This is a genomic window from Shewanella sp. 125m-1, from assembly GCF_052977065.1.
The window spans coordinates 222318-234796 of sequence record NZ_JBRILT010000001.1 but is presented as its reverse complement, the minus strand read 5'-3'; the positions used below and the strand labels follow the sequence as shown (position 1 = coordinate 234796).

Genomic DNA, 12479 nt, shown 5'->3' with positions numbered 1-12479 from the left:
AAACAGCTATCAAGCAAAGTAGTAAGCGAAACCTTGTAAACAAAGTAGCGAAAAAATACCCGCAAGCACATCGTCAATCATAATACCAAAACCGCCATGAACCTTAGCATCAAGCCAACGAATGGGCCATGGCTTTAAGATATCGAATAAACGAAACAGGAGAAAACCAATAGCCAACCACTGCCACCCTGCTGGTGCGGCAATCATGGTGATCAACAATCCGACTACCTCATCCCAAACAATCGCACCATGGTCATGCACGCCCATATCTTTTGATGCTTTATCACAGATGTAAAAACCCGCAAGCATACAGATAACAGTCAATCCGATATACCAAGGCAAACTCAAAGGTGCCATGAGTAAATAAAGTGGAATGGCAGCGATAGTGCCAAAAGTACCCGGCGCTTTTGCCGCGAGCCCAGAGCCAAATCCTAAAGCCAAAAAGTGGATAGGATTTTTTAATGAAAGCTTAGCTAGTACAGGATCTTTAGAGAGTAAATTCATTAGTTAAAGTGCTCAAAGCCCAAATTAATAGGTTCAAATGGCTGATTTCCACTAAGCAATTGTAATTGCCCGCCAGTACATACTTGTCCAATCTGGGTAAATTTCACACCCGATTCAACGAGTGATATCTCTAGCGCACCTTTTTGAGCTTCTGGAACGGTGAATAATAGCTCATAATCTTCACCACCGGTTAATGCATAGCTTAGTGCCATCTCAGCTGACGTATTACGTTTAAGCTGTGCAGACATTGGGATATTATCGACATTAATGATAGCGCCAACTTGTGAGCTTTTAAGCACATGTTGAATATCTGATATGAGTCCATCAGAGATATCAATGGCGCTTGAGGCAAGTGTGCGCAGTGATTGCCCAGCTAGTACCCGCGGAGTAGGCCTGTAATGACGGTTTATCAGATACGCTCTGTCATCGATGTTTGCCTCAGCTTTATTACGCAGAAGCTCTAAGCCTAGTGCTGAGTCCCCTAGATTTCCTGTTACATAAATCCAATCACCATTTTTAGCACCACTACGAGTCAGCCCGCAGCCTCTAGGTACCTGACCATTAATAGTGATGGTGATAGAGCGTGGACCGCGTGTGGTGTCGCCACCGATAAGTGCGACACCATAATATTCTGCTATCTCAAACAAGCCCGCACTAAAGTCAGCGAGCCAAGCCTCATCAACCTCGGGTAAGGTCAGTGCTAAGGTCATCCAAGCAGGTTCTGCGCCCATTGACGCCAAATCAGATAAGTTTACTGCAAGCGACTTATAGCCAAGCTCTTTAGCTGGCATATCAGGGAAAAAGTGTACATTTTCAACTAAAGTGTCACACGAGATGGCAATAGACTTATTTTCTGCTGGCTTAACTATGGCGCAATCATCGCCAATACCAATAACAACGTCTTTGCGAGACTGAGCGCGCCCAGTAAAAAAACTTTCGATTAATTGAAATTCTTTCACAATACCAATCACAAATTAGAGGAAGGATTCAGGGATAAATAAGGTAAGTGTAAATCAGGCCGTCACGCTAGCAAAGATTAGGAATTACTGCGCTTTGCTCAGGTGGAAAATGCATGGACTGTTCTTATCCCACTGTCAGATCTAACAAAAACGGCATCCTAGGATGCCGTTTCTATTAACTATCTATTGCGTGCTACCAGCTTATCGAGAATGCCGTTAACAAACTTATGTCCATCTTCTGCGCCGAATGCTTTTGCAAGCTCGATAGCTTCGTTAATCGCTACCTTATAAGGCACATCCTTGCGGAATGTCAGTTCATAAGTTGCTAGACGTACAATCGCTTTTTCAACTGGGTCCACTTCATCAAGTGGACGAGTCAAGAATGGAGTGATTAACTCATCCAATTGACTCTTCTTTGTTGCAACGCCACCTAATAGCTCACGAAAGTAAGCGATATCGACGCCATCAATAACTTGTTCTGTTAGAAACTCATGCTCAACATCAGCAATATTGTTACCACTTAGCTGCCATGAGTAAATGGCCTGAACGGCTAAACGGCGGGCCTTACGGCGCTCTGAAGGCTTCATTAAATTGTCCTAAATTACAGCTGTTCTTCAAGTGCTTGCAGAACGTTAACCATTTCTAGCAGACCAAGTGCAGCTTCGCCGCCTTTGTTACCTGCTTTAGTACCCGAACGCTCAATAGCTTGTTCAATGGTATCAGTGGTTAAAACGCCAAATGCAACGGGAATATCAAACTCAAGTGCTACTTGAGCCAAACCTTTATTACATTCACCTGCAACAAAATCGAAATGAGGTGTACCACCACGGATAACCGCACCTAGTGCGATGATACCGTCAAATTTTCCGCTAGCCGCGACGCGGCGTGCAGCGAGTGGCAGTTCAACAGCGCCAGGCACTTTAACTACAGTGATATTGTCATCTGCAACTTGGCCAAAACGCTTAAGAGTGTCAACCGCGCCATCGAGTAAACTATCAACAAGAAAACTGTTAAAACGTGAAACTACGATCGCAACTTTGGCGTTTTTCGATTCGATATTACCTTGAACTACGTTCATTTATCTTACCTAAATTAGCTTAATTACCCAGCATAGGGACGGAAGAGGCGGTATGATACCACAGCACTCCGCACTGATCGCTATGCAATTAATAAGAAAAGTGTGAATTTAAGCCTCAGACTGACAATCAACCTGAGGCCAGCATTTATTCTGCAATATATTCAGTTACTTCTAAACCAAAGCCTGAAAGAGAATGATAGCGCTTTGGCGAGCTTAATAAACGCATCTTTGTTACGCCCACATCCGCAAGAATTTGTGAGCCTACACCCACTTGGCGAGACGTACCTTGCCATTGTGCAGCAACAGGTGTGCTACCGTTATCTTCAGCTTCAAAAGCTTTAACTTTGGCTAGAATATCGCTGCTGTGCTCATGATTACCCAATAACACCAACACGCCACCCTCATTGCTAATGCGCTCCATCGCTTTCTCTAATGGCCAGCTACGCTGCTGATCACGCTCTGAATGCAATAAATCATTGAAGGTGTTTTGTAGATGCACACGTACTAATGTGTTTTCGGTAACGTCGCCTTTAACTAATACATGATGCAACTGGTTATCGATTGTATCGCGGTAAGTCAGCATTTCAAACTCGCCAAAACGAGTTGGCAACTTACATTTCGCTTCACGAACAACACTGGTTTCTTTGGTGTTACGGTATTCGATAAGGTCGGCAATCGTGCCCATCTTCAAGCCATGCTTTTTCGCGAAGATTTCAAGATCAGGGCGACGGGCCATGGTGCCGTCATCATTAAGAATTTCAACAATGACCGATGATGCTTCAAAACCTGCTAGGCGCGCTAAATCACAGCCCGCTTCAGTGTGGCCAGCACGAATAAGTACGCCACCTTCTTGCGCCATTAGCGGGAAGATGTGGCCAGGCTGCACGATATCCGATGGCTTTGCATCTTTACCCACCGCCGCAAGCACGGTTACTGCACGGTCTTGCGCCGAAATGCCCGTGGTTACGCCCTCGGCCGCTTCGATTGAAACGGTAAAGTTAGTCGAAAACTGGGCATTGTTGTTAGTGACCATCAAAGGTAAGTTAAGCTGCTGACAGCGCGCTTTAGTCAATGTTTGGCAGATAAGGCCACGGCCAAATGTCGCCATGAAATTCACAGCTTCAGGCGTCACCATGTCGGCAGCCATGATCAGATCGCCTTCATTTTCTCTGTCTTCGTCATCCATCAAGATCACCATCTTACCTAGACGAATATCTTCGATGATCTCTTCTATACTATGTAACGCCATGTTCAGACCTTTATTTTTCTCACTGTATTCTAAGTTACATGCGTCAATAACGATGAACTTAAACCAGTATCTAATGTAATGATTATTCTTGATTGTATATAGACTTGATTAAGACAAATTTAATCGTCAAATCCGCCTTAAGCCAGTCTTTATCGTAAAAAACCTGAGCGAGCTAACAATTCCATAGTCACTTCTGACTTGGGGCTGCTCTCTTGCTCTTGGGTGCCGTAACTCATAAGCCTTTCTAAATGACGGGCTATCAAGTCCACTTCAATATTAACGTTGTCGCCGGCCTTCAAATCCACTAAGGTCGTTTCACCTGCAGTGTGCGGTACTATGGTCAGCCTAAATCTATGCCCTTGCACTTCATTAACGGTTAAGCTCACACCATCGATTGTAATTGAACCTTTATGGGCGATATAGCGGCCCAGTTCTACAGGTGGTGTTAGCCAAAACTCAATCGCTTGGCCCCGAAACTGTCTGTCGTCCACATGGGCAATACCATCAACATGACCACTGACCATATGCCCACCTAAACGGGTTGTGGGGGTAACGGCTTTTTCAAGGTTAACGGCTTTTCCAACCTGATAATGAGAGAACCCCGTCAAATTGACTGTTTCGGCTGAAATATCTGCCACATAACCGTCGCTCATTAACTCAACAACGGTTAAACACACACCATTGGTGGCAATACTGTCGCCAAGTTTAACATCTGACAAATCCAGTTTTCCGCTGGCGACGGTTAAACGAATATCATCACCACGGCGCTGCACTTTTCTTAAGTGACCAACTGACTCAATAATCCCAGTAAACATAAACTAATTACTCACTCTTAACGTTAAGCGGGTGTCTTTACCCACTTTGCGCTCATCGATTAGGTTGAGACGCGGTATGTCCATCATGGCTTGAAAATCATCTAGCGCGAGCAAATTACGCCCATGAGAGCCTAAGATTTTCATCGCTTGATACAGCACGATTTCATCTGCAAGCTCTTGGTTAACAAAGGCCCCTGCGAGTGTTGCCCCAGCTTCAACGAGTACTGAGTTACAACTCTCCCCCAATAAACCCAACAAGGCTTGCAGGTCAATACGAGAATCAACCGCGGGCAAAATTTGATGAGTCACATGAGCTGGCCAAGCTGCTTTCACATTCTCGGGGTACGCGATTGTCGACACCAACAAAATTGGGCTTGTTGTGTTAAATAAGTTTAGCTCAGCGCCAAGGCGTGCTTGACTGTCTAATACTACCCGCAGTGGTTGATGAATTTCTGCTGGTGCTAACTGGTGTGCAAGCGAGCCTAATTCGCTATGACGCACATTGAGGCTCGGATCATCAGCAAGTATCGTCTCAACACCTGTGACCAATGCACAATGGTGCGCACGAAGCCGCTGAACGTCGCTGCGCGCTTCAGGTCCCGTTATCCATTTTGACACACCATTAGACAGCGCAGTCTTACCATCGATACTCGCAGCAAGCTTAACCGTGACCCACGGCAAGCCTTTCTCCATTCGCTTTAAAAAGCCTAGGTTAACTTGCTTCGCTTCTTCGGTCATCAAGCCCACATCGACTTGAATGCCAGCCTCTCGCAGCATGGCAATGCCACGACCAGACACTTGTGGATTGGGGTCGGTAACGGCAATGACAACACGGCTTACACCGTGCTCGATTAATGCTTTAGCACAAGGAGGCGTACGGCCATAGTGGCTGCAAGGTTCTAGCGTGACATAGGCGGTAGCCCCTTTGGCATCGATTCCAGCCATATTTAAGGCGTAAACTTCGGCGTGAGGACCGCCAGCACGAATATGGTAGCCTTCGCCAACAATTTCGCCATCTTTGACGATAACGCTGCCAACACAAGGATTTGGACGAGTGGTGTAAATGCCCTTTTGTGCCAATTCAATGGCCAGGCTCATCATTTGACTGTCTTCGATAGACCACATAATGGCGGCAATTCCGATTGTTCGATTGTTTGAGGACTAAGCGGTTGGCTTAGCCCATGTAGCATAGGTTATTTTTGCAGTTTAGCGATTGCATCACCAAACTCTGAAACATCTTCAAAAGCACGATAGACAGAAGCAAAACGAATATAGGCAACTTTATCTAAGTTGACTAAGTGGTCCATCATCAGATTACCTATCATTTCTGATTTAACTTCACGCTCACCGGTCGCGCGTAAAGTCGATTTAATCTTAGTTAATGCCTGTTCAATTTGATCCATAGACACAGGTCTTTTCTCTACGGCTCTTAACATGCCACCACGTAATTTTTCTTCATCAAACGGCTGGCGACTGCCATCTTGTTTCACTACGCGAGGCATCACAAGCTCGGCACCTTCAAAGGTAGTAAAACGTTCATGGCATTGAACACACTCTCTACGTCGACGAACCTGATGGCCGTCAGCGACTAATCGCGAATCAATCACTTTTGTGTCAGTTGCGCTGCAAAATGGACAATGCATTTAGCCTCCGGTTAGAAATTAGGTAGTTTCACTCACTGAATTTAGCAAAACCTCAGAAAGTAGGCTCGAATCAAAAGTATGCTCGAATAATAACAAAAATGGCCGCATAAATGCGGCCATAGGAGTCTACCTGATTAAACGCTTAAGGTTAACCGTAAACAGGGAACTTAGCGCACAATTCCAGAACCTGACTCTTAACGCGTTCGCTAACGGCAAGATCTGAAATGTCATCTAAGATGTCACACATCCAGTTAGTTAACAGCACCGATTCTTCTTCACCAAATCCACGACGGGTAATTGCAGGTGAACCGATACGCAGACCAGAGGTCACAAATGGTGAGCGAGGGTCGTTTGGTACAGAGTTCTTGTTAACGGTAATGTTAGCATTGCCAAGAGCGGCATCAGCATCTTTACCTGTGATGTCCTTGCTGATTAAATCAAGCAAGAATAGGTGGTTTTCAGTACCACCAGATACCACATCATAGCCACGTTCAATGAACGTACGCGCCATCGCTTTAGCGTTAACAACCACTTGCTCTTGGTAAGTCGTGAACTCAGGGTCTAGTGCTTCTTTAAATGCAACGGCTTTAGCAGCAATAACGTGCATTAAAGGACCACCCTGGCCGCCTGGGAATACCGCAGAGTTTAGCTTTTTGTAGATATCTTCATCGTTAATCGCAGATAGAATCAAGCCGCCACGTGGGCCAGCCAGTGTCTTATGCGTTGTTGTTGTCACAACGTGAGCGTGTGGCATAGGGCTCGGGTAGATCCCCGCGGCAACTAAACCTGCAACATGCGCCATATCAACAAACAGGTATGCACCTACTTTATCAGCGATTTCACGGAATTTACCCCAATCAACAATGCCCGAATATGCGCTGAAACCCGCAATAATCATCTTAGGCTTGTGCTCAAAAGCAAGACGCTCAACTTCAGCGTAATCAATCTTACCTGTTGATTCATCGATACCGTACTGAACAGCATTGTATAGCTTGCCAGAGAAGCTCACATGAGAACCGTGAGTTAAGTGACCACCGTGGGCTAGGCTCATGCCTAAAACGGTATCGCCACCTTGTAGCAATGCCATAAACACAGCTGCGTTTGCTTGTGAGCCAGAGTGTGGCTGAACGTTAGCGTATGTAGCGCCAAATAGCTCTTTAGCGCGCGAGATAGCTAATTCTTCAACGATATCTACATGCTCACAACCACCGTAGTAACGCTTACCTGGGTAACCTTCAGCGTACTTGTTAGTTAGCTGTGTACCTTGAGCTTCGATAACACGAGGACTAGTGTAGTTTTCTGAAGCAATGAGTTCGATGTGCTCTTCTTGACGACGCGTTTCATCTTCAATTGCTGCAAATAGTTGTGGATCGTAATCCGCGATATTCATATCTTTTTTCAGCATTACTCACTCCAGCTGTAAAATTCTTCTAGTAGGGTTGCGCGGTATGATACAGCGCATTCGATCACAATCCCAGTATTTACAACATGAAATTACTTGCATTTCTAGATGAGAGAGTTTCGTAAAAAGCACTAATCGGTATAAATAACCACCAATACCTAGCTAACAGATTTATGCGTTAACTGTGAATGAAACTGCTCGAATTCAGATTTAAGTTCTGTATCGAATCAAGTAGAATTGCCGCCAATCAACGTAGAAAAAATACAATCAAAGAGAAATAACATGGCTCAATTTGTATATAGCATGCTTAGAGTGGGCAAGATTGTCCCGCCTAAAAAACAGATCTTAAAAGATATTTCATTAAGCTTTTTCCCTGGCGCAAAAATCGGTGTCTTAGGCTTAAACGGCTCTGGTAAATCCACCCTACTGCGCATTATGGCGGGCTTGGATACTGAAATTGAGGGCGAAGCGCGCCCAATGCAGGACCTAAAAATTGGTTACTTACCGCAGGAACCAAAACTTGATCCAAACCAAACTGTACGTGAAGCGGTTGAAGAAGCCGTGGCCGAAGCCAAAAATGCACTGGTACGTTTAGACGAAGTTTATGCGCTTTATGCCGAGCCCGATGCTGACTTTGACGCCCTTGCTAAAGAGCAGGGCCAGTTAGAAGCCATTATTCAATCGCAAGATGCTCACAACCTAGATGTAGTTTTGGACCGTGCCGCTAACGCACTACGACTACCCGATTGGGATGAGAAAATTGAAGTGCTTTCAGGTGGTGAACGCCGCCGTGTGGCAATTTGTCGCTTACTGCTTGAAAAGCCAGACATGCTGTTGCTCGACGAACCAACCAACCACTTGGATGCCGAATCGGTAGCCTGGTTAGAGCGCTTCTTACAAGAGTACACAGGTACCGTTGTGGCCATTACCCACGATAGATACTTCCTTGATAATGCCGCTGGTTGGATTTTAGAACTTGACCGTGGTGAAGGTATTCCATGGGAAGGTAACTACTCATCTTGGCTTGAGCAAAAAGATGCCCGTCTAACCCAAGAATCTGCTACTGAAAGCGCGCGTCAAAAAACAATTGCCAAAGAACTTGAATGGGTGCGCCAAGGGGCTAAAGGCCGTCAGTCTAAAGGTAAGGCGCGTATGGCTCGCTTTGAAGAGCTTAATACTAACGACTACCAAAAGCGTAACGAGACCAACGAGCTATTTATTCCACCAGGACCACGCCTAGGTGACAAGGTTATTGAAATCACTAACCTGACTAAATCTTATGGCGATCGTGTACTGATTGACGACTTGACTTTCTCAGTACCAAAAGGCGCTATCGTTGGTATTATCGGTGCTAACGGCGCGGGTAAATCAACGCTATTTAAGATGATTTCAGGTGCAGAGCAGCCAGACAGTGGCAGCGTTGAGTTAGGCGAATCTGTACAAATCGCTTCTGTTGAGCAGTTCCGTGATTCAATGAATGACAAGAACACGGTTTGGCAAGAGATCTCTGATGGCCAAGATATCATGCGCATCAACAACACCGAAATTCCAAGCCGTGCCTATGTAGGCCGCTTTAACTTCCGTGGTGGCGATCAGCAAAAGATTATCGGCAGCCTATCAGGTGGTGAACGTAATCGTGTGCATTTAGCTAAGCTTCTACAAGCTGGCGGTAACGTACTGCTACTCGATGAACCAACCAACGATTTGGACGTTGAAACCTTACGTGCACTAGAGGAAGCGTTACTTGAATTCCCTGGTTGTGCCATGGTGATTTCGCACGACCGTTGGTTCCTCGATAGAATCGCGACCCATATCCTAGATTACCGTGATGAGGGCAAGGTGAACTTCTATGAGGGTAACTACACCGAGTACTCAACATGGTTGAAAGAAACTATGGGTACTGATGTTGTTGAGCCACATCGCTTGAAGTATAAGCGCATGGTTAAATAATTCTTACACTCGATTAAACAAGGAGGCCTCATTGGCCTCCTTTTTATTATCTACTTGTCCCGTTAAGTTTACTCCCGCCTTCCTCAGCAGCTAGCGAATAAGTGGCCACCTAATAAATAGCTACCTAATGAACCTAATGAACAGTCATCTAATAAATAGATGGCCAATAAATATTTTTCAACTGCGTAACAAAATACCTGCTAATTATGCGAAGATATCCATTGGTATAAAATAGCCAATTAAAAACAACAAGTCGTGCACTCGATATATTAAACGACGAACATTTATGGACGAGCAAAGCAATGGATGACAAACAGCAGCCCGCAGTAACGGCCGATAAGCTGAAGACAGAGCCCGCTGGGTCCCTTATTAGGGAAAATAAAGTTACTGAAGAAACTGTCACAGCAGAAACAGACGTCACACCTAGCATTAGCAAGCCAAAAGCTTTTTTAAATAGTATTAATCACTTCCGTGGTATTGCGATTATCTTTATCGTCATGGCGCACTGCTATCGCCCAGCGGGTTGGCAAATTGAAACCTTTGCCGATAAAGCCTGGTTTAACTTAATGATGAATGGCACGGTCTTTTTCGTGTTTATTTCCGGCTTTCTTTTTCACCATGTGTTTTATCACCGCTGGGACTACAAAAAGTATATGAAGAGCAAAACTAAATTTGTTTTCCTTCCTTATCTACTTTTGTCTCTGCCTTGGATTGTTTGGCATCTCACAGTGGGAACCGACCCCATGATGCATAAGGAAATGGCAGATATTTCCGGCCCTGCAGCGGCGGCGAGCTGGTACGTAATAACTGGCCGTACCCTTACCGCTTATTGGTATATTCCAATGGGAATGATGTTATTCGCCCTATCGCCTTGGGTCATGTATCTCATTAAAAAGCAGCAAGTACTCTACTACGCGATTCCGCTTTTAATCATTGCCATTATGGTGCATCGCCCCATATCAAACCTCAATGCGATTCAGTCTTTAGTCTACTTCTTACCCGTCTACCTGCTTGGAGTTTGGGGCTCGGCGCATCGCGATAAACTGTTCCCGTTTATCGATAAGTATTGGCTGCCGATGTTACTCACGGGTATTGCCTTAGCGCTTATACAGGCGCAATACTTTGGTGCAGGCACGCTTAATAAAGCCCCATTTGAAATGACAGTGCCAGACTTAATGCTGCCACAAAAAATCTTACTCACGCTGGTGATACTGGCAATTTTGAACAAGTTTGAGCATATCTCGATTGCACCACTACAAAAGCTAGCAGAAGTCAGTTTTGCGATTTACTTTATCCACCCATGGATAACAACGCCGTGGTGGATGCTCTATGACAGCCCAGATTTTTTGGGATTAAATGGCCAAGGTAATATCTTTACCACTTTAATCGTCACCTTAGTGGTTGTAGCTATCTCTTACTTGATTGCCATCATCATTAAAAAGCTACTCAGTAAACGTAGCCGCTATTTAATCGGCTGGTAAGTAGCAAGAACCACCCAAGTAAAACGATAAAAAAAAGAAGCAAGTTACAGTACCAATCGATACAAATAACTAATATTAAGAGTTACCACATTATGTTTAAACCTCTACTCTATGCCGCAACGCTGCTCTTGCTGTCAACGCAGCTTAGCGCCAATGAAGACTATCAATTTGATGGGCCCTACCTGATCCAAGAAGTCACAACTGATCAGAAGGCCAATGCCAGCCAAGAGTCACATGAACAGACCGCCTATTGGATCTGTAATGCAGAACTTAAAACGACTCGAGTGAGTGAGCGCACACTTAAACGCCCAGATAACTGCGGTCAGCTACCACAACCTACACTGAGTCATGCCATAAAGCAGGTCATGCCTGATAGCTACAGCGGTATAAAAAAAGTGGTCGCACTCAGTGACGTTCATGGCCAGTACGATGTATTAATCACCTTACTAAAAAATCAAAAAATCATTGATGCCGATCATAACTGGGCCTTTGGCGATGGTCATATGGTGATGACAGGCGACATGTTTGACCGCGGCGACCAAATCAACGAAGTACTTTGGTTTATGTACCAGCTAGACAGACAAGCCAAAGCGGCTGGCGGTATGCTGCACCTACTCATGGGTAACCATGAGCAGATGGTACTCGGTGGCGATCTTAGATACGTGCATCAACGTTACGACCTAGCCAGTAAACTATTAAACAGAAGTAACGATGAACTTTACGCGGATAACACCGAAATTGGTCAGTGGCTAAGAAGTAAAAATACCTTAGTTAAGATTAATGACGTGCTATATATGCATGGCGGGATCAGCAGTGAATGGTTAGAGCGCCAGTTAACTATCGAGGAAGCGAATCGTCTGTTTCGCGCTAACATAGGTCGACCTAAGGCTGAGCTAAAACAAGATGAGTTATTGAGTTTTCTATTTTATGGCAATGGACCAACCTGGTATCGAGGCTATTTTAAAGATAGTTTTACCGAAGCTGAACTCGATAAAATACTGGCTTATTTTAACGTCAAGCATATAACCGTTGGCCATACTTCTCAAAAGCGGGTACTTGGACTATTTAACAATAAGGTCATCGCCATCGATAGTAGCATTAAGCGGGGTAAGCAAGGTGAGTTGTTACTGATTGAAAATCATGAATTAGTACGAGGCCTTTTCGATGGTTCTCGCCAAGCATTGTAGCCTTTCACTCGCGATCTAGTGCACTAGGGGCATGTTTGCTACCAGTGCATTAAGTTAGAGCGCAGAACGTAGAACTTAGGACCTAGAACCTAGAACCTAGAACCTAGAGCCAAGTTTGCTAGTTAATGCTTGGTTAGCTTTAGTTTGAATGTTGGCCAGTTAACTATCGCTAAGCAACAGCCCTGTCATGATCAACTTCACTCCGCTTAAT

General features: G+C 44.9%; 12 protein-coding genes. 3 read left to right on the top strand and 9 right to left on the bottom strand.

The features are described from left to right. Positions 1-9: 9 nt before the first annotated feature. The 9 genes from ACVBIK_RS01020 to glyA form a co-directional block, all read right to left on the bottom strand. On the bottom strand, positions 10-504 hold the full coding sequence (locus tag ACVBIK_RS01020; protein WP_447168869.1) for a phosphatidylglycerophosphatase A family protein: 495 nt from the start codon (positions 502-504) through the stop codon (positions 10-12). Beyond that, positions 504-1463, bottom strand: a complete 960-nt coding sequence (thiL, locus tag ACVBIK_RS01015; RefSeq protein ID WP_447168868.1) for a thiamine-phosphate kinase — start codon at positions 1461-1463, stop codon at positions 504-506. The genes ACVBIK_RS01020 and thiL overlap by 1 nt, the downstream gene beginning before the upstream one ends. Positions 1464-1642: 179 nt before the next feature. Beyond that, positions 1643-2050, bottom strand: coding sequence for a transcription antitermination factor NusB (gene nusB, locus ACVBIK_RS01010; protein ID WP_447161884.1), 408 nt, complete (start codon positions 2048-2050; stop codon positions 1643-1645). 14 nt (positions 2051-2064) lie between these two features. Beyond that, positions 2065-2541, bottom strand: a complete 477-nt coding sequence (gene ribH, locus ACVBIK_RS01005) for a 6,7-dimethyl-8-ribityllumazine synthase (RefSeq protein ID WP_447161885.1) — start codon at positions 2539-2541, stop codon at positions 2065-2067. A gap of 145 nt (positions 2542-2686) precedes the next feature. Next, positions 2687-3790: a bifunctional 3,4-dihydroxy-2-butanone-4-phosphate synthase/GTP cyclohydrolase II gene (gene ribBA, locus ACVBIK_RS01000; RefSeq protein WP_447161886.1), complete on the bottom strand. Its 1104-nt coding sequence runs from the start codon at positions 3788-3790 to the stop codon at positions 2687-2689. A gap of 149 nt (positions 3791-3939) precedes the next feature. Then, a complete protein-coding gene (locus tag ACVBIK_RS00995) occupies positions 3940-4605 on the bottom strand; it encodes a riboflavin synthase (RefSeq protein WP_447161887.1) in 666 nt (221 codons plus the stop codon). A gap of 3 nt (positions 4606-4608) precedes the next feature. Beyond that, on the bottom strand, positions 4609-5730 hold the full coding sequence (gene ribD / locus ACVBIK_RS00990) for a bifunctional diaminohydroxyphosphoribosylaminopyrimidine deaminase/5-amino-6-(5-phosphoribosylamino)uracil reductase RibD (protein ID WP_447168867.1): 1122 nt from the start codon (positions 5728-5730) through the stop codon (positions 4609-4611). Between the two features lie 68 nt (positions 5731-5798). Beyond that, a complete protein-coding gene (gene nrdR, locus ACVBIK_RS00985) occupies positions 5799-6248 on the bottom strand; it encodes a transcriptional regulator NrdR (RefSeq protein ID WP_012276315.1) in 450 nt (149 codons plus the stop codon). Positions 6249-6396: 148 nt separating this feature from the next. Further along, complete coding sequence (glyA, locus tag ACVBIK_RS00980) at positions 6397-7653, bottom strand: serine hydroxymethyltransferase (RefSeq protein ID WP_447161889.1); 1257 nt, start codon at positions 7651-7653, stop codon at positions 6397-6399. A 279-nt stretch (positions 7654-7932) separates the two neighbouring features. On the opposite strand from glyA, the gene ettA reads away from it, so the two are divergent. The 3 genes from ettA to ACVBIK_RS00965 all read left to right on the top strand — a co-directional run bounded on the left by ettA (position 7933) and on the right by ACVBIK_RS00965 (position 12268). After that, on the top strand, positions 7933-9600 hold the full coding sequence (gene ettA, locus ACVBIK_RS00975; RefSeq protein WP_447161890.1) for an energy-dependent translational throttle protein EttA: 1668 nt from the start codon (positions 7933-7935) through the stop codon (positions 9598-9600). Between the two features lie 302 nt (positions 9601-9902). Then, a complete protein-coding gene (locus ACVBIK_RS00970) occupies positions 9903-11081 on the top strand; it encodes an acyltransferase family protein (protein ID WP_447168866.1) in 1179 nt (392 codons plus the stop codon). A gap of 92 nt (positions 11082-11173) precedes the next feature. Continuing rightward, the gene (locus ACVBIK_RS00965) at positions 11174-12268 is read left to right on the top strand and encodes a shewanella-like protein phosphatase (RefSeq protein ID WP_447163658.1); all 1095 of its coding nucleotides are present in this window, start codon (positions 11174-11176) and stop codon (positions 12266-12268) included. The last annotated feature ends 211 nt before the right edge of the window (positions 12269-12479 follow it).